Below are 22,953 nucleotides of genomic sequence, written 5' to 3'. Positions count from 1 at the left end.
GAATTGTCCTTCAAGAATCGGTGCCTTTAGCTACAGACATTTCCCTACGGAAGCAGTGTGGTGAAGCTGAAGACGCCTTCGCGGGCAAGCCTCGCTCCTACAGGATTGCGCTGGATCGTGAGCTGAACCCTGTCGGAGCGAGGCTTGCCCGCAAACAAAAAAAAACGGCCCGCCTCCACAGGAGACGGGCCGCTTTCCTACAAGCGATGGCGTTAAATCATCACTTGTTCAAGCGGAAATCCGCTTCAGCCGCCGCAAAGCGCATCAGCATGCCTTTGGTCGGCGCGCCCAGCTTGCTGACGATGTAGATCGCCAGGCTGGCGAAGATGAAGCCCGGGATAATTTCGTACAGACCCAGCAGTTCGAAATGTTTCCAGACAATCACGGTGATTGCACCGACCAGAATGCCGGCCAGTGCGCCGTTGCGGGTCATGTCTTTCCAGATCACCGAGATCAACACAACCGGACCGAACGCAGCGCCGAAACCGGCCCAGGCGTAGCTGACCAGCCCCAGTACACGGTTGTTCGGGTTGGCCGCCAACGCGATGGCGATCAGGGCAACCAGCAACACCATGGCGCGACCGACCCAGACCAGCTCGACCTGGGAAGCGGTTTTACGCAGGAAGGTTTTGTAGAAGTCTTCGGTCAGCGCGCTGGAGCACACCAACAACTGGCAGCTCAGGGTGCTCATTACGGCCGCCAGGATGGCCGACAGCAACACACCGGCAACCCATGGGTTGAAGAGGATTTTTGCCAGTTCGATAAACACACGTTCGTGGTTTTCGGTTACCGGCGCGGCCAGCTCAGGGTGAGCCGAGAAGTAGGCGATGCCAAAGAAGCCTACCGCGACGGTGCCGCCCAGGCACAGGATCATCCAGGTCATGGAGATGCGGCGTGCTTTAGCAATCGACTTGACCGAATCCGCCGCCATGAAACGCGCGAGGATGTGCGGCTGGCCGAAGTAGCCCAGACCCCAGCCCATCAGCGAAATCACGCCGATGAAGGAGGTGTTTTTCAGCATGTCGAAGTTGCTTGGGTCTTGCGCTTCGATCGCCAGGAACGTGGTGTCAACGCCACCGGTGGCCAGCAGCACGATGACCGGCGTCAGCAACAGCGCGAAGATCATCAGCGTCGCTTGTACGGTATCGGTCCAGCTCACGGCCAGGAAACCGCCGACGAAGGTGTAGGCAATTGTCGCCGCAGCACCGGCCCACAGCGCCGTTTCGTACGACATGCCGAAGGTGCTTTCGAACAGACGGGCACCGGCCACGATGCCGGAAGCGCAATAGATAGTGAAAAACACCAGGATCACGATGGCGGAGATGATCCGCAGCAGGCCGCTTTTATCTTCGAAACGGCTGGAGAAGTAGTCCGGCAGGGTCAACGCGTCGCCGTTGTGCTCGGTCTGTACCCGCAGGCGACCGGCCACGAACAGCCAGTTCAAATAGGCACCGACGATCAGGCCAATGGCAATCCAGCTTTCGGACAGGCCGGACATGTAGATGGCGCCGGGCAAGCCCATCAGCAACCAGCCACTCATGTCGGAAGCGCCGGCGGAAAGCGCGGTCACGACGCTGCCCAGGCTGCGACCGCCCAGGATGTAGTCAGAAAGGTTGTTGGTGGAGCGATAGGCCATGAAGCCGATCAGCACCATTGCTGCGATGTAGATCACGAACGTGATCAGGGTTGGATTGCTTACGCTCATTCGAATGCTGCCCTGGCTTTGTTTTTATGTAGTGGCGAAGTGTGAAACGCCGACAAACGACACTGTTTGTTCAGACGGTTTCCAGCCCCGCGCATTTATGACTGATGTTTCCCCAGGAAAGCCATCAGCCGGTGCACCTGTCTTTTTTTGACCGGTTGCACCTTGGGCGCGAATCCTATTCAACAACCCAAACGAGGTGCAACCCATTTCTTGAGAATAAGTTGCACCTAGTCGGATTTTCGTGAAAAAGCCTAGTTTTTGCTCCTTTTTAGAGCAGTCCTGGCCATTTACTAGAAGCAAAAGCACCAAGCAGAAGCGGCACGTTCGTACCGGAATTTAATTCCTGACGAGCTGCTTATTATTCCGACAAAAAAAGGGTTGCACCCGGTTGCACCTCTGCCAGCGCAGAGCTAATCTTGCCGCCAGCTGATGCCACGCAGTCGTGGCAAACATGAGGATAAAAATATGGCTACCACCACCCTTGGGGTCAAACTTGACGACCCAACCCGCGAGCGCCTCAAGGCTGCCGCGACCTCGATTGATCGCACGCCGCACTGGCTGATCAAGCAGGCAATTTTCAATTACCTGGAAAAACTCGAGGGTGGTGCAACCCTGACCGAGCTGAGCGGTTTGACCAAGGATGCCGACGACGCCGTCGATGCGCCAACGGATCACGCCCATCAGTGCTTCCTCGAATTCGCTGAAAGCATCCTGCCGCAATCGGTGCTGCGCGCTTCAATCACTTCCGCTTACCGTCGCCCTGAGCCGGAAGTGGTGCCGATGCTGATCGAACAGGCACGCCTGCCAGCAGCAATGGCCGAAGCCACCAACAAACTCGCCTCCTCGATTGCCGACAAACTGCGCAATCAGAAAAGCGCTGGCGGCCGTGCCGGGATTGTTCAGGGCTTGCTGCAGGAATTTTCCCTGTCGTCCCAGGAAGGCGTGGCGCTGATGTGCCTGGCCGAAGCGCTGCTGCGCATCCCGGACAAAGGCACCCGTGACGCACTGATCCGCGACAAGATCAGCACCGGTAACTGGCAGCCACACTTGGGCAACAGCCCGTCGCTGTTCGTCAACGCCGCCACCTGGGGCTTGCTGCTGACCGGCAAACTGGTCGCCACCCACAACGAAACCGGCCTGACTTCGTCCCTGAGCCGCATCATCGGCAAGAGCGGCGAGCCGATGATCCGCAAGGGCGTCGACATGGCCATGCGCCTGATGGGCGAGCAGTTCGTCACCGGCGAAACCATCGCCGAAGCCCTGGCCAATGCGAGCAAGTTCGAATTCAAGGGCTTCCGTTATTCCTACGACATGCTGGGTGAAGCCGCACTGACCGAGCACGACGCGCAGAAGTACCTGGCCTCGTACGAACAAGCCATCCACTCGATCGGCAAAGCCTCCCACGGTCGTGGGATTTATGAAGGCCCGGGCATTTCCATCAAACTGTCGGCCCTGCACCCGCGTTACAGCCGTGCGCAGTACGAGCGTGTGATGGACGAGTTGTACCCGCGCCTGCTGTCGCTGACTTTGCTGGCCAAGCAATACGACATCGGCCTGAACATCGACGCCGAAGAAGCCGACCGCCTCGAGCTGTCGCTGGATTTGCTCGAACGCCTGTGCTTCGAGCCGCAATTGACCGGCTGGAACGGCATCGGTTTCGTGATTCAGGCGTATCAAAAGCGTTGCCCGTACGTGATCGATTACGTGATCGACCTGGCTCGCCGCAGCCGTCATCGCCTGATGATCCGCCTGGTAAAAGGCGCGTACTGGGACAGCGAAATCAAGCGCGCCCAAGTCGAAGGCCTGGAAGGCTATCCGGTCTACACCCGCAAGGTGTACACCGACGTTTCCTACATCGCTTGCGCCCGCAAATTGCTGTCGGTGCCGGAAGTCATCTACCCGCAATTCGCCACGCACAACGCCCACACCTTGTCGGCCATTTACCACATCGCCGGTCAGAACTATTACCCCGGCCAGTACGAGTTCCAGTGCCTGCACGGCATGGGTGAACCGCTGTACGAACAGGTTGTAGGCAAAGTTTCCGAAGGCAAGTTGAATCGTCCGTGCCGCGTGTACGCACCGGTCGGTACTCACGAAACACTGCTGGCGTACCTGGTACGTCGCCTGCTGGAAAACGGCGCAAACACTTCGTTCGTCAACCAGATTGCCGATCAGTCGATTTCGATCCAGGCGTTGGTGGCCGATCCCGTGGCCAGCATCGAGCAGATGGCGACGGTGGAAGGCGGCTTCGGCCTGCCGCACCCGCGTATCCCGCTGCCCCGCGACCTTTATGGTGCCGAGCGCGCCAACTCCAGCGGCATCGACATGGCCAACGAACATCGTCTGGCTTCGCTGTCCTGCGCCCTGCTGGCCACCGCGCATAACAGCTGGAAAGCCGCGCCGATGCTCGGTTGCGCTTCCAGCACTGAAACCCCGGCGCCGGTGCTCAACCCGTCGGATCTGCGTGACGTGGTCGGCTATGTCCAGGAAGCCACCGTCGAAGACGTCGACAACGCGATCCAGTGCGCACTGAATGCTGGCCCAATCTGGCAGGCCACCCCGCCCGCCGAACGCGCCGCGATCCTGGAACGCGCCGCCGATCTGATGGAAGGCGAGATTCAGCCGCTGATGGGCCTGCTGGCTCGCGAAGCCGGCAAGACCTTCGCCAACGCCATCGCCGAAGTGCGCGAAGCCGTGGACTTCCTGCGTTATTACGCGGTGCAGGCACGCAACGATTTCACCAACGACGCCCACCGCCCATTGGGTCCGGTGGTCTGCATCAGCCCGTGGAACTTCCCGCTGGCGATCTTCAGCGGCCAAGTCGCTGCTGCCCTCGCCGCCGGCAACCCGGTACTGGCCAAGCCTGCGGAACAAACCCCATTGGTGGCGGCTCAAGCCGTGCGTTTGCTGCTCGAAGCCGGTATTCCGGAAGGCGTGTTGCAACTGCTGCCGGGCCGTGGCGAAACCGTTGGCGCCCGTCTGGTGGGTGACGATCGGGTTAAAGGCGTGATGTTCACCGGTTCGACCGAAGTCGCGCGCTTGCTGCAACGTAACGTCGCCGGTCGTCTGGATGCACAGGGGCGTCCGATTCCGCTGATCGCTGAAACCGGCGGCCAGAACGCGATGATCGTCGACTCGTCGGCACTGACCGAACAGGTTGTGATCGACGTGGTGTCCTCGGCCTTCGACAGTGCCGGTCAACGTTGCTCGGCTCTGCGTGTGTTGTGCTTGCAGGAAGATTCCGCCGACCGTGTCATCGAAATGCTCAAGGGCGCCATGGCTGAATGCCGTCTCGGCAACCCGGAGCGCCTGTCCGTGGACATCGGCCCGGTGATCGACGCCGAGGCCAAGGCCGGCATCGAGAAGCACATCCAGGCCATGCGCGACAAAGGTCGCAACGTGTACCAGGTGGCTATCGCCGATGCCGAAGAAGTCAAACGCGGCACCTTCGTGATGCCGACGCTGATTGAACTGGAAAGCTTCGACGAACTGCAACGGGAGATCTTCGGCCCGGTGCTGCACGTGGTTCGCTACAAGCGCAAAGACATCGATCAACTGATCGGCCAGATCAATGCGTCCGGCTACGGCCTGACCCTGGGCGTGCACACCCGGATCGACGAGACCATCGCCAAGGTGATCGACAACGTCAATGCCGGTAACGTCTACGTAAACCGCAACATCGTTGGCGCCGTGGTTGGCGTGCAGCCGTTCGGTGGCGAAGGCCTGTCAGGTACTGGTCCGAAGGCCGGTGGCCCGCTGTACCTGTACCGTCTGCTGTCGACCCGTCCTACGGATGCGATCGAACAATCCTTCGCTCGCGGTGACGCTATCGCGGCACCGGATGTGCGTTTGCGCGATGCCATGAGCAAGCCGCTGACCGCCCTGCAAACCTGGGCCGACAGCCACAAGTTTGCCGACCTGAGCACCTTGTGCGTGCAGTTCGCCGCGCAATCGCAAAGCGGGATCACCCGCGTCCTCGCTGGCCCGACCGGCGAGCGCAACAGCTACGCCATCCTGCCGCGCGAACACGTGCTGTGCCTGGCGGAAGTCGAAGGCGATCTGCTGACGCAACTGGCGGCGGTATTGGCAGTGGGCGGTTCGGCGGTCTGGCCGGAGGCTGACTTGACCAAGGCCTTGTTCGCACGTTTGCCGAAGGAAGTTCAGGCGCGGATCAAGCTGGTTTCCGACTGGAACAAGGACGAAGTGGTGTTTGATGCGGTCCTGCATCATGGCCATTCCGATCAGTTGCGTGCGGTGTGCCAGCAAGTGGCAAAGCGTGCCGGGGCGATTGTCGGGGTTCACGGGTTGTCCCAGGGCGAGACCAACATTGCGCTGGAGCGCTTGGTGATCGAGCGGGCGTTGAGCGTTAACACGGCTGCGGCGGGTGGTAATGCGAGCCTGATGACCATCGGCTAAGCAGCAGCGGCAAGTTATAAGCTGCAAGCTGCAAGTAGAAGCAAATTGCTTTTACCTGCAGCTTGAAGCTTGTAACTTGTGCCGCCCCATCACCCCCATCTATCTTCCTTCCCCATTTTTATAAGCCAACCTAGACTGCGGCATACTTTTTTAAAGGTAGGCCGACATGTCCGAGACGTTGCTCAGTTCCCGCAATCTGGCTTTTGAGCTGTACGAAGTCCTCGATGCCGAGGGCCTGACCCAGCGTGAGCGGTTCGCCGAGCACAATCGCGAGACGTTCGACGCCGCCATCGGCACCGCCCGCAACATCGCCGAGAAGTTCTTCGCCCCGCACAATCGTAAGGGCGACGAGAACGAGCCGCGCTATGAGAACGGTCAGGCGATTCTGATTCCTGAGGTGAAACCGGCGGTGGATGCGTTCCTCGAGGCTGGTTTCCTCAACGCCGCGCGAAGTTTCGACGCCGGCGGCATGCAACTGCCTACGCTGCTGTCCCAAGCCTGTTTTGCCCACTTCCAATCCGCCAATGCGGCGTCGACCTCGTATCCGTTCCTGACTATGGGCGCGGCCAACCTGATCGAAAGTTTCGGCACCGAGGAACAGAAGCAGCGCTTCCTGCAACCGATGATCGACGGTCGCTTCTTCGGCACCATGGCATTGACCGAACCCCACGCCGGATCGTCGTTGTCGGATATTCGTACACGGGCCGAGCCGGCGTCTGACGGCACTTATCGACTCAAGGGCAACAAGATCTTCATTTCCGGCGGCGACCATCCGCTGTCGGAAAACATCGTGCACATGGTGCTGGCCAAGTTGCCGGACGCACCGGCCGGGGTGAAGGGGATTTCGCTGTTTATCGTGCCCAAGTTTCTGGTCAACGATGACGGCAGCCTCGGTCAGCGCAATGACGTGTTGCTGGCCGGGTTGTTTCACAAGATGGGCTGGCGCGGCACGACCTCCACCGCGCTGAACTTCGGCGATAACGGTGAGTGTGTCGGCTATCTGGTGGGCAAGCCGCACCACGGTTTGAGCTACATGTTCCAGATGATGAACGAGGCGCGGATCGGCGTCGGCATGGGCGCGGTGATGCTCGGTTACGCCGGGTATCTGTACTCGCTGGAGTACGCCCGCGAGCGGCCGCAGGGCCGGGTGCCGGACAGCAAGGATCCGAACACCGCGCCGGTGGCGATCATTCAGCACGCGGACGTCAAACGTATGCTGCTGACGCAAAAGGCCTACGTCGAAGGTTCGTTCGACCTGGGGCTGTACGCGGCGCGGCTGTTCGATGACACCACCACCCTTGAAACCGAAGACGCACGCAAGCAGGCCCATGAACTGCTGGATTTGCTCACGCCGATCGTCAAATCCTGGCCGTCGGAGTTTTGCCTGAAGGCCAACGAACTGGCGATCCAGATTCTCGGCGGCCACGGCTACACCCGCGAATACCCGGTGGAGCAGTACTACCGCGACAACCGGCTGAACCCGATCCATGAAGGCACCCACGGCATACAGTCCCTGGACTTGCTCGGTCGCAAACTCGCGCAAAACGGTGGTGCCGGCCTCAAGCAATTGATTCGCCTGATCGCCCACACCGCCGAGCGCGCCCAAGCCCACGAATCCCTGACCCCACTGCGCGAGCCGCTGGAGAAACTGGTTGCACGCCTGCAAACCGTGACCATCGGCCTGCTGACGGATCTGGGCCAGGGCAAGGTCAACAGCAGCCTGGCGAACTCGGCGCTGTACCTGAAAGTGTTCGGTCACACGGTGATTGGCTGGCGCTGGCTGGAGCAGGCGATTCGCGCCGAGGAAGGGCTGGCCAAGGGTAATGCGGCGGATGTGAGCTTCTATAAGGGCAAGTTGCAGGCCGCGCGGTATTTCCTGACGTGGGAAGTGCCGGGTTGTCACCATGAGTTGGCGATTCTGGAGGCGCGGGATGATGTGTGTCTGAGCATGCAGGATGAATGGTTCTGACACCGGCCGATCGTTCCCACGCTCTGCGTGGGAATGCAGCCCGGGACGCTCCGCGTCCCATAAAAGCGTGACGCAGAGCGTCACAGGAGGCATTCCCACGCGGAGCGTGGGAACGATCAGTCAGGTGAGTTTGAACCCACCCATCTGCCGCGCCAAATCATCCGCCAACCGCTGCAACGTCTGACAATCCTCGCGACACGCCCTGATCTCCCCCGCCGTCGCCCGTGCCAGGTCGGAAACACCGACCGATCGTTCCCACGCTCTGCGTGGGAATGCAGCCCGGGACGCTCCGCGTCCCATTAACAGCGTGACGCGGAGCGTCACAGGAGGCATTCCCACGCGGAGCGTGGGAACGATCATTCGGCGTGGGAACGATGGGTCAGCTCAACTTGAACCCACCCATCTGCCGCGCCAAATCATCCGCCAAGCGCTGCAACGTCTGGCAATCCTCGCGACACGCCCTGACCTCTCCCGCCGTCGCCCGTGCCAGGTCGGAAATGCCCTGCACGTTGCGGTTGATTTCTTCGGTAACGGCGGACTGCTCTTCGGTCGCCGTCGCCACCTGATGGTTCATGTCGCTGATGCGCTCGATCTGCCCGGTAATCGCCGTCAACGAGGTCCCGGTACGCTGGCTCGATTCGACGCCGGTGCCGGTCGCGGCTTGCCCCGAATGCATCGACGACACGGCGTTTTCCGCGCCCTGCTTGAGGCTGCCGATCATCTGCTGGATCTCGTCGGTGGACGACTGTGTACGTCTGGCTAACGTGCGCACTTCATCCGCCACCACCGCAAAGCCGCGCCCCATGTCCCCGGCCCGCGCCGCTTCAATCGCAGCATTGAGCGCCAACAGGTTGGTCTGCTCGGAAATCCCGCGAATCACCGCCAGCACTTGATCGATAGACGCCACCTGATGCGCCAACTCGCCCACCGCCGTGGCCGCGACACCGATTTCATCGGACATGCTTTCTATATGCCGGATCGAACCACCGACCACTTCCCGCGCCTGCAGCGCTTCATCGCGAGCGCTTTGCGATGCCACTGCCGCGTTGCCGGCGTTCTGGGCAATTTCCTGCACGGTCAGGCCCATTTCGTGGACAGCGGTGGCCACCATGTCGGTCATTTCCTGCTGACGCCCGGAACGCTCGGCGGTGTTGTCCACCACCTTCGCCACTTGGCCGACGGCGGTGCGCAGACGTTCGCTGGTGGTCAAGACTTCGCCGATCATCTCGCGCTGACTTTCCAGGAAGCGGTTGAAGCCCCGGGCCAGGTCGCCCAGTTCATCGGCGTGGCTGGAATCTAACCGGTGGGTCAAATCTCCACCACCGCTACCGATGGCCACCAGTGCCGCTGTTACCTGACGAATCGGTCGCACCAAGCCACGGGCCAGCAACACCACCAGCATCAGGCACACCAGCGCCACCGCCAGACCGATTGCGCTGCTGGTCCACATCGCGCGGCGGGCTTCGGCGTAGATCTGCGACTGAGGCACTTCGGCCACCAGGGTCCATCCGAGATCCCGCAGCGGCAGGCTCAATGCCAGAAAATCTTCGCCATCGCGGACAAAACTGCTGTTGGTGGCAACTTTTTGACCCATCACCGCTTGGGCCGCCGGGCCACCAATTTGCTCGGCCAACGTGCGCTTGCCACTGAACTGCGCCTCGGGATGAACCTGGATCAAACCGTCGGAACGCACGAGATAGACCTTGCCGCGCGCTCCGAAGTTGAAGTTGTGGATGAGCTCCGACAGCTCTTTCATGCTCAGCCCCAAGCCCGCAACGCCCACGACTTTACCGGCCTGCTCGACCTTGAGGTCGATGAACAGCGCCAATTCTCCGGTCGCGGTGTCGTTATCGATATTGAGGGTGCGCGGCTGGTTGCTGTCGAGGAATGTGTAGAACCAGGCGTCTTTCGGGTTGGAGCGGCTGAGGGTGCGGTCCAGGCCTTTTTCCGTGAGGTAGTGGTTGGACGCGGTGCCGACGATCAGTGCGGTAAAGGCCTTGTGCTCGGCGCGGATGCCTTCCAGGTACTTCACGAAGGTGTCGGTCTGGGCACTGTTTTCACCCCCGGCCAACCAGTCGCGCACCATGCTGTTGCTGGCGATGTCCTTGGCGGCGGTGAGGGGTTGCACGAGGATGCGTTCGATGTCGTTGCGCATCGCTTCGATGCTCGACGGCAGCGCCTGTTCGACCAGATAGCTCTGGGCGAGACGGTTGACCACCAAGGTATAAACGCCAACCACGATCAGAATACTGACCAGCAGGGCGGTGCCCATACTCAGGATCAACTGCCATTGAATACTGCGTCGCCAGAACTGCATGGAGCACCCCCAAAGAATAAGAGGCTGAAACACTGCAACAGCCGTGCCGATTGTATACAACGCAAACGACAATTTTATTCTTTGGTTGTGCGCAAACCGATCAGGCCTGATTGATCGTCTTGGCGATTACTTCAACCGTGGCGCTGACTTGCTCTTGGTAACGGTCGAGTTCCTGCTGGTGCTGCTTTTTCATTTCGATCTGCTGGGAGCACAGATTCATCGCCGCCAGCACCAGCAAACGATCACCGATCAACGTCGGATATTTGCGTTTGGTGTCGGCCAGGGCAGCCTTCAACATCATGGCGGCGTCCAGCAGGGTTTGCTCTTCCCCGGCCGGCGCCTTGATCGAATAGTCCTCCCCCAGGATCGAGACGACTTTTACCCCTGCGGCGCCCTGATTCATGCGCTGACAGGGCCGGCGCTGACGCGCTCGACCAGGGCCTGGATGCGGGCGGCGGTGGCGCCTTGTTTCTCTTCCTGTTCCATCAGGCTCAGTTGCAGGCTTTCGTTTTCATCCTTGGCCTGGGCCAGTTCGGCGCTCAGGGTCTGGTTGGTGCCGAGCAGAGTCTGGTTCTGTTGCACCAGGTCGCTGACCAGTTGTTCCAATTGACTCAGGGATGCTTCCAACATTTTGATTTTCCAAGCTTTTTCAAAGGGCGCGTACGATAAAGAAAAGTCACCACGGATGCCAGGGTTATTGGGGCGCAAGGCCTTGATTTTCCTGGCGGGCAACCTTGCTCGCGAGTTTTAAAGACTGTGATTGGCGGATCTGGTTCCTGCACTTCGTCGCCGCAGCCCGCGTGCGACAAATACGCGCAGGGGCTCAAGACTTTAGTCGTAGAACCGATAAGTCACTCATACAGCAGTCTCAGCCCCGCACGGATGCGCCTTTCACGGTAAACACCATGTCCCTTCGTAATATGAATATCGCGCCGCGCGCGTTCCTCGGTTTTGCCCTGATTGGCGCCCTGATGCTGATTCTGGGTGTGTTCGCCCTGAACCAGATGAGCAAAATTCGCTCGGCCGGCGAAGACATCGCCAACGCCAGCGTGCCGAGCATCAAAAGCCTGGACGAGTTCACCCAACTGACCCTGCGCCTGCGCGTGCTGTCCTACCGTTTGCTGATCAACCGCGAACCGGACGTGCAGCAGAAAACCATGGACCTGTTCGAGGTGCGTAACCAGCAGATCCGCGACGCCCAGCGGGTTTACGAACCATTGATCGACGGCCCGCAGGAACGTGCGGCTTATGATCAGTACGTGCAGTTGCTGGCGCAGTACCGTCAACTCGAAGACCGGATGAAGAGCCTGTCGCGCAACAACCAGATCGATGAGTTGCGCAGCATGCTCAACACCGAACTGCTGGCCAACTCCGAGGCGGTCAACAATGCCCTGGCGAAGCTGCTGGAGATCAATACCCAGCAGATTGCCGCGACCGATCAAGGGGCGAGCGATCAGTATTCGTCGTCGTTCAACCTGGTGATCACACTGCTGGTGATCGCCACCGGCCTGACCCTGCTGTTCGCCTGGCTGCTGACCAACAGCATCACCAAGCCAATCGCCAACGCCTTGAGCGCTGCGGAAGAAATTGCTGAGGGCAACCTGACTCGTCCGATTACGGTCGATGGCGAAGACGAAGCCGGTCGCTTGCTGGCGGCCATGTCGAAAATGCAGGACAAGCTGCGCGACACCCTGCAGCGGATTTCCGGCTCGGCCACACAATTGGCCTCCGCCGCTGAAGAGCTGAACAGCGTCACCGACGAAAGCGCCCGTGGCCTGACCCAGCAGAACAACGAAATCGAACAGGCCGCCACCGCAGTCAATGAAATGACCAGCGCCGTGGAAGAAGTCGCGCGCAACGCGGTGAGCACGTCCGAAGCCTCGAAAAACGCCACCACTTCCGCCGGTGACGGCCGTGACCTGGTGCAGGAAACCGTCAGCGCCATCGAACGCATGAGCGCCGATGTGCAGAGCACCGCGACCCTGATCGGCGATCTGGCCAACGAATCCCGCGACATCGGCAAAGTGCTGGACGTGATTCGTGGCTTGGCCGACCAGACCAACTTGCTAGCCCTGAACGCCGCGATCGAAGCGGCCCGTGCCGGTGAAGCCGGGCGTGGTTTTGCGGTGGTGGCGGATGAGGTTCGTGCCTTGGCGCACCGTACCCAGCAGTCCACCAGCGAAATCGAACGCATGATCGGCAGCATCCAGAGCGGCACCGAACACGCGGTGGATTCGATGCGCAACAGCACCGAGCGCGCCGAGTCGACGTTGAACATTGCCCGGGGTGCCGGAATGTCGCTGGACACGATCAACAGTGCGATTGTCGAGATCAACGAGCGCAACCTGGTGATCGCCAGCGCGGCCGAAGAGCAGGCGCAGGTGGCTCGCGAGGTTGACCGCAACCTGGTAAACATTCGCGATCTGTCGGTGCAATCGGCGACCGGGGCGAATCAGACCAGTGCGGCGAGCAATGAACTGTCGCGGTTGGCGCTGGACCTGAACAACATGGTTGGGCGGTTTAGCCTGTAATCCGTCAAGAGCAAAAGATCGCAGCCTTCGGCAGCTCTTACAGGACGTACGCCGGACTGCGATCTTTTGATGATCGTCCCCACGCTCTGCGTAGGAACGCAGCCCGGGACGCTCCGCGTCCCATCAAGAGCCGATCGCGGAGCGTCCGTTGAGGCATTCCCACGCAGAGCGTGGAACCGATCGACACCACACCGTTAAAACCTTTTTGACAGCATCACATTTCAACAGGTTAGAATCGCTGGCACGCAGACTGCATGGTCAGTTTGTCCGCCTTTCAGCTTTCTGGAGTATTGCCTTTGAATGCGACGACCATCAACAGCCTGTTCTTGATCGGCGCGTTGCTGGTAGGTGCAAGCATTCTGGTGAGTTCCCTTTCGTCCCGCCTCGGTATCCCGATTCTGGTGATTATCCTGGCCGTGGGCATGGCCGCTGGCGTCGACGGCGGCGGCATTATTTTCGATAACTACCCCACGGCTTATCTGGTCGGCAACCTGGCGTTGGCCGTCATCCTGCTCGACGGTGGCTTGCGCACCCGGGTCTCCAGTTTCCGCGTGGCGTTGTGGCCGGCGCTGTCGCTGGCCACGGTCGGGGTGTTGATCACCACCGGGCTGACCGGCATGGCCGCAGCGTGGCTGTTCAACCTGAACATCATCCAGGGCTTGCTGATCGGCGCCATTGTCGGCTCTACCGACGCCGCGGCGGTGTTTTCGCTGCTGGGCGGCAAGGGCCTGAACGAACGGGTGACCGCCAGCCTCGAAATCGAATCCGGCAGCAACGACCCGATGGCGGTGTTCCTCACCGTAACCTTGATCGACATGCTCGCCAGCGGCCAGACCGGCCTGCACTGGAGCCTGCTCGGTCATCTGGTGCGTGAATTCGGCATCGGCGGCGTGATCGGTTTGGGCGGCGGCTGGGTCATGCTGCAACTGGTGAACCGCATCAACCTGGCCAACGGCCTCTACCCGATCCTGGTGATTGCCGGCGGCCTGCTGGTGTTCGCCCTGACCAACGCCTTGCACGGCAGCGGCTTCCTCGCCGTTTACCTGTGCGGGCTGGTGATCGGCAACCGCCCGGTGCGCAGCCGCCACGGCATTCTGCACATGCTCGACGGCATGGCCTGGCTGGCGCAGATCGGCATGTTCCTGGTGCTGGGCCTACTGGTCACGCCCCACGACTTGCTGCCGATCGCCCTGCCCGCTTTGGGCCTGGCGCTGTGGATGATCCTGTTCGCGCGGCCGCTGTCGGTGATGGTCGGCCTGCTGCCGTTCAAAGCCTTCCATGGTCGCGAAAAAGCCTTCATTTCCTGGGTCGGCCTGCGCGGCGCGGTGCCGATCATTCTGGCGGTGTTCCCGCTGATGGCCGGGCTGCCGCACGCCCAGCTGTATTTCAATCTCGCGTTCTTTATCGTGCTGGTGTCGCTGCTGGTACAGGGCACAAGCCTGCCGTGGGTCGCCAAACTGCTGAAGGTAACCGTCCCACCGGAGCCGGCACCTATCTCCCGCTCGGCGCTGGAAGTCCACGTCACCAGCGAGTGGGAGCTGTTCGTTTACCGCCTCGGCGCCGAGAAATGGTGCATCGGCTCGCCCCTTCGTGAACTGAAAATGCCCGAAGGCACCCGTATCGCGGCGCTGTTTCGTGGCCAGCAACTGCTCCATCCGTCGGGTAGTACGGTGCTGGAAGTCGACGATTTGCTCTGCGTGATCGGCCATGAACACAACTTGACGGCCCTCGGAAAACTCTTCAGCCAGGCGCCGCAACGGGGCCTCGATTTGCGTTTCTTCGGCGACTTCGTGCTCGAAGGAGACGCCCAGTTGGCCGCGGTTGCTGCGCTGTACGGGTTGAAAGTCGAAGGCATCGATCCGGACATGTCCCTGGGCCGCTTCATTGCCCAGAAGGTCGGCGGTGCACCGGTCGTGGGCGACCAGGTGGAGTGGAACAACACCATTTGGACGGTCGCGGTCATGGAAGGGAACAAGATCGGCAAAGTGGGCGTCAGATTCCCCGAAGGAAGTCGCCCGGGTCCCGGACTCTTCCTCTAAACTGCCATTCTTTTCACCTGATCGATCGGTCTCTATGCCAACCCTGCGCTCTTTGTTTGCCATTGCCCTGCTGGGCTTGAGTCTCTCCATCGGTACCTTGCAAGCGGCGGAACCGCCGTCCAGCGAAGCCGTGCAGGGCAGCCTGGACCGGATCGCCGAGCGCAAACTGCCGGAAGCCGATCAAAAGGCGCTGCAAAACATCCTGCAGAGCACGCTGACCCAGCTCAACAGCAAGCGCGATTACGATCAGAAACTGATCGATCTGAAGCAGCAATTGGCCACGGCGCCCAAGCAGAACATTGAAAACCAGCGCGAACTGGCCCGGCTCAAGGGCACCAAGGTCGTGCCGATCGAGCAACGCTACGCCAATTCGTCGATCCAGCAACTCGAACAGATGCTGACCGAGCGTTCCACCCAACAAGGCAATCTGCAAAAAGCCCTGGCCGACGCCAACAGCCTGATCATCACCGCCCAGACCCGCCCCGAGCGCGCCCAGGCGGAGATCGCCGGCAGCCAGACGCGTATCCAGCAGATCAACAACATCCTCAAGGCCGGCAAAGACAACGGCAAGGCCTTGAGCATCGAGCAGCGTGACCAGCTCAACGCCGAACTCGCGGCGCTCAACGCGCTGATCCCGCTGCGCCGCCAGGAACTGGCCGGCAACAGCCAGTTGCAGGATCTGGGCAACAGCCAGCACGACTTGCTCTCGGAAAAAGTCGCGCGCCAGGATCAGGAAATCCAGGAACTGCAAACCCTGATCAACCAGAAGCGCCTGGCCCAGTCCCAAGAGACGGTGACCCAACAGTCCATCGAAGCGCAGAAGTCCGGCAGCAGCAGCCTCCTGGCCACCGAAAGCGCGGCCAACCTCAAGCTCTCGGACTACCTGCTCAAAAGCACCGACCGCCTCAACGAAGTCACCCAGCAAAACCTGCAAACCAAGCAACAGCTGGACAGTGTGACCCAGAGCGATTCGGCCCTGGACGAGCAGATCAACGTGCTCAAGGGCAGCCTGCTGCTGTCGAAGATTCTCTATAAACAGAAACAGGCCCTGCCGCGCCTCAAGCTCGACCGCGACCTGGCGGACCAGATCGCCGACATTCGTCTGTATCAATTTGAAGTCAGCCAACAGCGCGAACTGCTCAGCAACCCGGCGACCTATGTCGACAACCTGCTGGCTACCCAACCGCCGGAGCAAGTCACCCCGCAGTTACGCAAGAACCTGCTGGAGCTGGCCAATACCCGTGCCGACCTGCTGGAACGCCTGAACCGGGAATTGAGCGCGGTACTCAACGAATCGATCACCCTGCAACTCAACCAGAAACAATTGCTCAGCACCGCGCAAAGCCTGCGGGCGACCCTCGACGAGCAGATGTTCTGGATCCCCAGCAACAAACCGCTGGACCTGGAATGGATGCACGCCGTGCCGGAGCGTCTGCAACGGCAAGTCACCACGCTGCCATGGACCTCGAGCCTGAGCGAATTGAGCGATGGCCTGTTCCAGCGACCGCTGCTGTTCCTACCCCTGGTGTTGCTGATTGGTGCCCTGCTGTGGCGACGCAAGAGTCTGTATGCCCGCCTGAACAAGGTTCACCAGGACATCGGCCACTTCAAGCGTGACAGCCAGTGGCATACGCCCCAGGCGATCCTGATCAATATCCTGCTGGCGATGCCGGTGGCGCTGGGCCTGGCCTTGTGTGGCCTGGCCTTGCAGATCGACGCCCGTGGGCAGAACGCCAATATGGGCGCGGCACTCCTGCAAATGGGCCAGGCCTGGCTGGTGTTCTACACCGCCTACCGGATCCTCGCGCCGGGTGGCGTGGCCGAATTGCATTTCCGCTGGGAAAAGCCCCAGGTCGAATTCCTGCAAGGCTGGGTCCGGCGTCTCGGGCTGGTCGTGATGGCTCTGGTTGCGGTGGTGGCCGTCGCCGAATTGCAACCGGCGGCACTGGCCGATGACGTGCTGGGCATGCCGGTGGTGCTGACCTGTTACGCGTTGATGGCCTGGCTGCTCGGTCGCTTGCTGATCAGCAGCCCGACCCATGAGAGCGCGTCGCTGTTCCGCAAGGCCGTGGGGATCATGTTCACCGTCCTGCCGGTCGCGCTGTTCGTCGCCGTGTGCTTCGGCTACTACTACACCGCGCTGAAACTCAGTGACCGGTTGATCAACACCTTGTACCTGCTGATGTTCTGGCTGGTGATCGAAGCCACGTTCGTGCGCGGCCTGAGTGTGGCGGCGCGGCGCCTGGCGTATCAGCGTGCCCTGGCCAAACGCCAGGCGGCGAAAGAGGCTGGCGAAGGCGAAGCGGTGATCGAAGAGCCGACGCTGGACATCGAAAAGGTCAACGAACAGTCGCTGCGCCTGATCCGCCTGGCGCTGCTGGCCGGCTTCATCGCGGCGCTGTATTGGGTCTGGTCGGACCTGATCTCGGTGTTCTCGTACCTGGACAACGTGACCCTCTACGAATACACCAGCGGCACGGGCGCCAACTTGAGCATGGTGCCGATCAGCATCGGCGACTTGCTCGGCGCGCTGATCATCATCGGCATCACCTTCGCCCTGGCGCGCAACTTGCCCGGGCTGTTGGAAGTGTTGGTGCTGTCAAAGCTGAACCTGGCCCAGGGCAGCGCCTACGCCACCACCACGTTGCTGTCCTACGTGATCGCCGGTGTTGGTTTCGTCTCCACCCTGTCCACCCTCGGCGTCAGTTGGGACAAATTGCAGTGGCTGGTGGCCGCGCTCTCGCTGGGTATCGGTTTCGGGATGCAGGAGATTTTCGCCAACTTCATCTCCGGCATCATGATCCTGTTCGAACGCCCGGTGCGGATCGGCGACACCATCACCATTGGCAACCTGTCCGGCACGGTGAGCAAGATCCGCATTCGTGCCACGACCATTACCGACTTCGACCGAAAGGACATCATTGTCCCGAACAAGACGTTCATCACCGGGCAACTGATCAACTGGTCCCTGACCGACACCATCACCCGGGTGACCCTCAAGCTCGGCGTCGATTACGGCTCGGACCTGGACCTGGTCAAAGCCTTGTTGCTGCAAGCCGCCCGGGAAAACCCGCGAGTGCTCAAGGAACCCGAGCCCCACGTGTACTTCCTGAACTTCGGCGAAAGCACCCTCGACCACGAGTTGCGCATGCACGTGCGCGACCTCGGCGACCGGAACCCGGTGCTCGATGAGGTCAACCGCTTCATCAACCGCGAGTTCAAGAAGCAGCACATCAACATCTCGTTCCGGCAGATGGAGGTGTACCTGAAGAACCTTCACGGCCAGGAATACAAGTTGGTACCGGTCGAGGAAGAGAACAAAACCATCATCTCCCGCGAAGCGCCCCGTGACGCGCCCCTTGAGTCCACGCCCGACGTTCCGGAACAAGAGCCGCCTCCGACCAAACTCGACTAACCGCCTTATCCCTAGCAGAATGCTCGGACATTCTGCTGGAGATGGCCGTTGAAAGCCCTCGACGAACTGACCTTCGACAATCGCTTCGCCCGCCTGGGCGATGCGTTCTCAACCCACGTGCTGCCCGAGCCCATCGCTGCGCCGCGACTGGTGGTCGCCAGCCCCGCCGCCATGGCGCTGCTGGACCTGGACCCGGCCGTGGCCGAGACGCCGGTGTTCGCCGAACTGTTTGGCGGGCACAAGCTCTGGGCCGAAGCCGAGCCCCGGGCGATGGTCTATTCCGGGCATCAATTCGGTTCCTACAACCCGCAACTGGGCGATGGTCGCGGCTTGTTGCTGGGCGAGGTGTACAACGAAGCGGGCGAGCACTGGGACTTGCACCTCAAGGGCGCCGGTCAGACGCCCTACTCTCGGATGGGCGATGGACGGGCGGTTTTGCGTTCCTCGATCCGCGAATTCCTTGCCTCCGAAGCGCTGCATGCCCTGAACATTCCGACCACCCGCGCCCTGTGCGTGATCGGCTCCGATACGCCGGTATGGCGCGAGAAACAGGAACGCGCGGCCATGGTCCTGCGCCTGTCGCCGAGCCACGTGCGCTTCGGCCATTTCGAATATTTCTACTACACCAAGCGCCCCGAACAGCAAAAGGCCCTCGGCGAACACGTGCTGGCCATGCACTTCCCCGAATGCCTGGAACAGCCGGAACCCTACCTGGCGATGTTCCGCGAAATCGTCGAGCGCAACGCCGAACTCATCGCCAAATGGCAGGCCTACGGCTTCTGCCACGGGGTGATGAACACCGACAACATGTCGATCCTGGGCATCACCTTCGACTTCGGCCCGTTCGCCTTCCTCGACGACTTCGACGCCAACTTCATCTGCAACCACTCCGACGACCAGGGCCGCTACTCCTTCAGCAACCAGGTGCCGATCGGCCAGTGGAACCTCAGCGCCCTCGCCCAGGCCCTGACGCCGTTCATCAGCGTCGACGCCCTGCGCGAAACCTTCGGCCTGTACCTGCCGCTGTACCAGGCTCACTACCTCGACCTGATGCGCCGCCGCCTCGGCCTGACCACCGCTGAAGATGACGATCAGAAACTGCTGGAGCGTCTGCTGCAATTGATGCAGAACAGTGGCGTTGATTACACGCTGTTCTTCCGCCGATTGGGCGATGAATCAGCCGAGTTGGCCGTCGCTCGCTTGCGTGATGACTTCGTTGATATCAAGGGCTTTGATGCCTGGGGCGAGCAGTATGTGGCCCGGGTTGGCCGCGAAGGTCCGCTTGATCAAGAACAGCGCCGGGTTCGGATGCATGCGGTTAATCCGCTGTACATCCTGCGCAACTATCTGGCGCAGAAGGCCATCGATGCGGCGGAGAGCGGTGACTACTCGCAAGTTCGTCGCCTGCATGCGGTGCTGAGCAACCCGTTCGAGGAGCAAGCCGGGATGGAAAGCTACGCCGAGCGGCCGCCGGAGTGGGGCAAGCATCTGGAGATCAGTTGTTCGTCGTGAGATCCATCAGGTAAACGCTTACTCAATGAACAGGGACGTTCCATGCATTACCAACAGCATCTCAGCGTCGGCGAACTGATCGCGATACTCAGAAAACAGGAAAAAACCCTGCATTTCTGTGTCTATGGCGCTCAGCACTCCAGCACCATCACCTTGCAGACCTTGTGCGTGATCGACGCCTTTCCCCAGATCACCGACAACGACGAAGAAATTTACCCGGACTTTGTCGTCCACCAAGGGCTGGAGTTCTGGTTCAGCGACGAACTACTGGAGGATGTGGTGATGAGCGCGTTGCATCACAAACCGTCAGTGACAGACTCCGAACTGCTCAAAGCAATCGGGCATTACGCCGAGCACGATTGCTTCATGAATTTCGACTGATCCCTTTCCAGTAAACCCGTGAAATTTCACGACAAGGACGTTCCCGTGCCTTTCTGTAACACCCCGCAGCAGGATGAGGTATTGGTGTGATCAGCAAAAGCGATCTTGAAGGGCTGCTGATCCTGGGTTTTGGAGTGATCGTGCTGCTCAAGGTGACTCCCATTGCCTGGGAGTATTTTTCCTTGGCCCTAACGACCCGAAGCGTAATCAGGAACGCCGTGCCGGTTCGTCAACTAAGCGACGAAGAAAGAGCCGCGCTCGCATTTCTTGGTGGTCCCGCCAGGTTTTATGTTGATTGGGTCGGCGTCACGCAACTGCCGCTGCACAAACTGGCCACCGCGCAAGGCGCGAAAGCTGCGGTTTATCAACTACGCGGGCCGTTAGGCGGATGGGGCTACCAGATGCACCCGGGGGGCGAGGTGCATTACGCGATACAAGGTGCAGAAGTATTTATGCCGCTCGAAGACATTACCGTCTGCACGACCAAGGACAACATTGTCGAGGTCGTGTTCTGCAAAAAAATCGGGGTCATCCTCACCTGCAATAACCAGTACTCCATTGTCGACACCAGCGATAAATGGCAGATATTGTTTCAATCACGCAAGGACGGCCCGTCGTCGTGATGATCCCCTTCTGGTGAAAAGGACTTCGCCACCCACGACCCGTATTCGACCGCACCCCCCACTGATGTGCTGGTCGGTCAAGGTCCAGACCCGGCCGACCGGAGCATGGAATATCGCCATGTCGGTACTTGTTCTGCCAGGAATCGTCGTTCTGGCCAACAGCCTGTATGAAAGCCACTTCGGCCCACCCGGCCATGGGGGAAATCCGTGCTGTTCAACAGCGTCTTTGGCGTGGCCTGGCTGCTGATCATGGGCTACTTGTGGGTCATGATGGGTCGCCGCAAGACCGTCCACCACTACAGCATCCACCACTGGCTAGGGCTGGACATTGAGGCGCGCTCGGAGATCTCGGTGCCCTGGAGTTCGTATCAGCGAGTGCTGATCGATCGCCCAAACAACCGGGTTGTCGCGTGTCAGGCGGACCGCAATGACAGGTTCGATGTGCATCTGCCGGAACACCTGCTGGATCGCTTCCTCAGCATCCTGGGCTCGTTGCTGCCAGACACCGCGCTGTTCATACAAAACCGCTGATTTCGCGCACCAGCCCTGGACCTCATTGCCAGTCTGAGTGCGCCAGTCCACGGTAGTGGATCTCTCAGGCAACTTGATATTCGCCCGCGCGCCACCATCTACCCTGCTTCTTATCGATTTTTGCGGAGCCGCACGCATGTCCGAGCCACTGCTAATCCCCTGCCCCCACTGCAACGGCCTCAACCGCATCCCCGCCGAGCGCCTCAGCGATCATCCGAAATGCGGGCGCTGCAAGGCCGGGGTGTTGCTGAGCAAGCCTTTCGAATTGAAGCAAGGCGATTACGCCAGCCAGATCAAGGGTGATCTGCCGTTGCTGGTGGACGTGTGGGCGGAGTGGTGTGGGCCGTGCAAGTCGTTTGCGCCGGTGTTTGAGCAGGCGGCGGGGCAGTTGGCGGGGAAGTGTCGATTGGCCAAGCTTGATAGTGAGGCGAATCAGCAGTTGTCGGCGCAGTTGGGGATTCGTTCGATTCCGAGCCTGATTCTGTTCAAGAACGGCCGGGAAGTGGCGCGCCAGAGCGGGGCGTTTCCGTTGCCGCAGTTGATGAGCTGGTTGCGTAGCCAGGGGATTTGAACGAGATCTCGAAAACACCGCGAAACCGTAGGAGCGTGGCTTGCCCGCGAAGGCGAACTGACATTCAACGACAGCGTTGAATGTTAAACCCTCTTCGCGGGCAAGCCACGCTCCTACAAAGGGCAGTCAGGCGTTTTCCAGCAAATTGTGCAACTCGACAAACTGCTGCGTCAGCTTGTGCCGCGGGTCGAGGTGGATCAGCGGCGTATTGGCCTGGTGCGATTCACGCATGCGCACCGAGCTGCCCAGGTACACCGGCAGCACCGGCAGGCCTTCGGCGATCAGTTCGTCGAGGATTTGCTGAGGCAGGCTCGCACGGGCCTGGAACTGATTGACCACAATGCCTTCGACTTCCAGCCCTTCGTTGTGGTCTTCCTTCAACTCTTCGATTTCCGCCAGCAGGCCGTACAACGCTTGACGCGAAAAGCTGTCGCAATCGAACGGGATCAGCACCCGATCAGCGGCAATCAACGCCGACACCGCATAGAAGTTCAGCGCTGGCGGGGTGTCGAGGTAGATCCGGTCGTAGTCTTCGCTCAACTCATCCAGCAGTTTGCGCAGCTTGTTGATCTTGTGTTTGGCCTCAAGCTTGGGCTGCAAGTCGGCCAGTTCGGCGGTGGCGGTGATGACGTGGAGGTTATCGAACGGAGTTTCGTAGATATCCACCTGGTTTTTCTTCGAGAACGGCCCGGAAGACAGGGTCTGCTTGAAGAAATCGGCAATGCCCATGGGGATGTCATTGCCGGTGAGGCCGGTCAGGTACTGAGTGGAGTTGGCCTGGGCATCGAGATCCACCAACAGGGTGCGATAGCCCTCGCTGGCACTGACCGCTGCCAGATTGCAGGCGATGCTGGATTTACCCACACCGCCTTTCTGATTGAACACCACGCGCCGCATGTCAAAACCTCCGTGTACCAAAGAATGACCGAGTGTAGTAGTCCAA

General features: G+C 60.4%; 15 protein-coding genes and 1 pseudogene. 11 read left to right on the top strand and 5 right to left on the bottom strand.

Annotated features, from left to right (window positions below; genetic code table 11):
• Positions 1-220 precede the first annotated feature (220 nt).
• Positions 221-1,705 carry a sodium/proline symporter PutP gene (putP, locus tag FQ192_RS14520; RefSeq protein ID WP_149659213.1) on the bottom strand — a complete coding sequence of 495 codons (1,485 nt, stop codon included), beginning with the start codon at positions 1,703-1,705 and terminating at the stop codon, positions 221-223.
• Between the two features lie 465 nt (positions 1,706-2,170).
• On the opposite strand from putP, the gene putA reads away from it, so the two are divergent.
• Together putA and FQ192_RS14510 are read left to right on the top strand one after the other, a co-directional pair.
• Positions 2,171-6,121, top strand: coding sequence for a trifunctional transcriptional regulator/proline dehydrogenase/L-glutamate gamma-semialdehyde dehydrogenase (gene putA / locus FQ192_RS14515; protein ID WP_149659212.1), 3,951 nt, complete (start codon positions 2,171-2,173; stop codon positions 6,119-6,121).
• Between the two features lie 166 nt (positions 6,122-6,287).
• Complete coding sequence (locus tag FQ192_RS14510; RefSeq protein ID WP_149659211.1) at positions 6,288-8,090, top strand: acyl-CoA dehydrogenase; 1,803 nt, start codon at positions 6,288-6,290, stop codon at positions 8,088-8,090.
• 379 nt (positions 8,091-8,469) lie between these two features.
• Here FQ192_RS14510 and FQ192_RS14505 read toward each other — a convergent pair whose 3' ends face one another.
• From FQ192_RS14505 to FQ192_RS14495, 3 genes are all read right to left on the bottom strand, one after another.
• On the bottom strand, positions 8,470-10,407 hold the full coding sequence (locus FQ192_RS14505; protein WP_149659210.1) for a methyl-accepting chemotaxis protein: 1,938 nt from the start codon (positions 10,405-10,407) through the stop codon (positions 8,470-8,472).
• A gap of 100 nt (positions 10,408-10,507) precedes the next feature.
• Positions 10,508-10,810, bottom strand: coding sequence for a cell division protein ZapA (locus FQ192_RS14500; RefSeq protein WP_123402505.1), 303 nt, complete (start codon positions 10,808-10,810; stop codon positions 10,508-10,510).
• A complete protein-coding gene (locus FQ192_RS14495) occupies positions 10,807-11,037 on the bottom strand; it encodes a hypothetical protein (protein WP_008149645.1) in 231 nt (76 codons plus the stop codon). Before FQ192_RS14495 ends, FQ192_RS14500 begins: the two co-directional genes overlap by 4 nt.
• A gap of 275 nt (positions 11,038-11,312) precedes the next feature.
• Here FQ192_RS14495 and FQ192_RS35030 point away from each other — a divergent pair.
• The 9 genes and pseudogenes from FQ192_RS35030 to trxC all read left to right on the top strand — a co-directional run.
• A pseudogene (locus FQ192_RS35030) lies at positions 11,313-12,083 on the top strand (MCP four helix bundle domain-containing protein); the annotation flags it as partial.
• Entirely contained in the window at positions 12,066-12,938 is an 873-nt protein-coding gene (locus tag FQ192_RS35025; RefSeq protein ID WP_371925560.1) for a methyl-accepting chemotaxis protein, read from the top strand. The pseudogene FQ192_RS35030 and the gene FQ192_RS35025, both read left to right, overlap by 18 nt.
• 296 nt (positions 12,939-13,234) lie before the next feature.
• Positions 13,235-14,977 (top strand): potassium/proton antiporter, encoded by a 1,743-nt coding sequence (locus FQ192_RS14485; RefSeq protein ID WP_149659208.1) that lies wholly within the window; start codon positions 13,235-13,237, stop codon positions 14,975-14,977.
• Between the two features lie 34 nt (positions 14,978-15,011).
• Positions 15,012-18,392, top strand: a complete 3,381-nt coding sequence (mscK, locus tag FQ192_RS14480) for a mechanosensitive channel MscK (protein WP_149659207.1) — start codon at positions 15,012-15,014, stop codon at positions 18,390-18,392.
• 48 nt (positions 18,393-18,440) lie between these two features.
• Positions 18,441-19,904 (top strand): protein adenylyltransferase SelO, encoded by a 1,464-nt coding sequence (gene selO / locus FQ192_RS14475; protein ID WP_149659206.1) that lies wholly within the window; start codon positions 18,441-18,443, stop codon positions 19,902-19,904.
• Between the two features lie 42 nt (positions 19,905-19,946).
• The gene (locus FQ192_RS14470; protein WP_149659205.1) at positions 19,947-20,285 is read left to right on the top strand and encodes a hypothetical protein; all 339 of its coding nucleotides are present in this window, start codon (positions 19,947-19,949) and stop codon (positions 20,283-20,285) included.
• Positions 20,286-20,371: 86 nt separating this feature from the next.
• Positions 20,372-20,908, top strand: a complete 537-nt coding sequence (locus tag FQ192_RS14465; protein WP_149659204.1) for a hypothetical protein — start codon at positions 20,372-20,374, stop codon at positions 20,906-20,908.
• 207 nt (positions 20,909-21,115) lie between these two features.
• Positions 21,116-21,439, top strand: a complete 324-nt coding sequence (locus FQ192_RS14460; RefSeq protein WP_149659203.1) for a hypothetical protein — start codon at positions 21,116-21,118, stop codon at positions 21,437-21,439.
• A gap of 136 nt (positions 21,440-21,575) precedes the next feature.
• The gene (gene trxC, locus FQ192_RS14455; RefSeq protein WP_149659202.1) at positions 21,576-22,010 is read left to right on the top strand and encodes a thioredoxin TrxC; all 435 of its coding nucleotides are present in this window, start codon (positions 21,576-21,578) and stop codon (positions 22,008-22,010) included.
• A gap of 126 nt (positions 22,011-22,136) precedes the next feature.
• Here trxC and FQ192_RS14450 read toward each other — a convergent pair whose 3' ends face one another.
• Complete coding sequence (locus tag FQ192_RS14450) at positions 22,137-22,907, bottom strand: ParA family protein (RefSeq protein ID WP_054053184.1); 771 nt, start codon at positions 22,905-22,907, stop codon at positions 22,137-22,139.
• Positions 22,908-22,953: the final 46 nt, after the last annotated feature.

The sequence above is a fragment of the Pseudomonas sp. ANT_J12 genome, assembly GCF_008370045.1.
In the GTDB taxonomy this organism is placed as follows: domain Bacteria; phylum Pseudomonadota; class Gammaproteobacteria; order Pseudomonadales; family Pseudomonadaceae; genus Aquipseudomonas.
The sequence above is the reverse complement of the archived record's forward strand: the minus strand, read 5'-3'. Positions and strand labels throughout refer to the sequence as shown.

Excerpts from the sequence above, each read along its gene's own strand:
- putP (WP_149659213.1), bottom strand. The coding sequence starts at position 1,705 with ATGAGCGTAAGCAATCCAACCCTGATCACGTTCGTGATCTACATCGCA.
- putA (WP_149659212.1), top strand. The coding sequence starts at position 2,171 with ATGGCTACCACCACCCTTGGGGTCAAACTTGACGACCCAACCCGCGAG.
- FQ192_RS14510 (WP_149659211.1), top strand. The coding sequence starts at position 6,288 with ATGTCCGAGACGTTGCTCAGTTCCCGCAATCTGGCTTTTGAGCTGTAC.
- FQ192_RS14505 (WP_149659210.1), bottom strand. The coding sequence starts at position 10,407 with ATGCAGTTCTGGCGACGCAGTATTCAATGGCAGTTGATCCTGAGTATG.
- FQ192_RS14500 (WP_123402505.1), bottom strand. The coding sequence starts at position 10,810 with ATGAATCAGGGCGCCGCAGGGGTAAAAGTCGTCTCGATCCTGGGGGAG.
- FQ192_RS14495 (WP_008149645.1), bottom strand. The coding sequence starts at position 11,037 with ATGTTGGAAGCATCCCTGAGTCAATTGGAACAACTGGTCAGCGACCTG.
- FQ192_RS35025 (WP_371925560.1), top strand. The coding sequence starts at position 12,066 with ATGTCGAAAATGCAGGACAAGCTGCGCGACACCCTGCAGCGGATTTCC.
- mscK (WP_149659207.1), top strand. The coding sequence starts at position 15,012 with ATGCCAACCCTGCGCTCTTTGTTTGCCATTGCCCTGCTGGGCTTGAGT.
- FQ192_RS14470 (WP_149659205.1), top strand. The coding sequence starts at position 19,947 with ATGCATTACCAACAGCATCTCAGCGTCGGCGAACTGATCGCGATACTC.
- trxC (WP_149659202.1), top strand. The coding sequence starts at position 21,576 with ATGTCCGAGCCACTGCTAATCCCCTGCCCCCACTGCAACGGCCTCAAC.
- FQ192_RS14450 (WP_054053184.1), bottom strand. The coding sequence starts at position 22,907 with ATGCGGCGCGTGGTGTTCAATCAGAAAGGCGGTGTGGGTAAATCCAGC.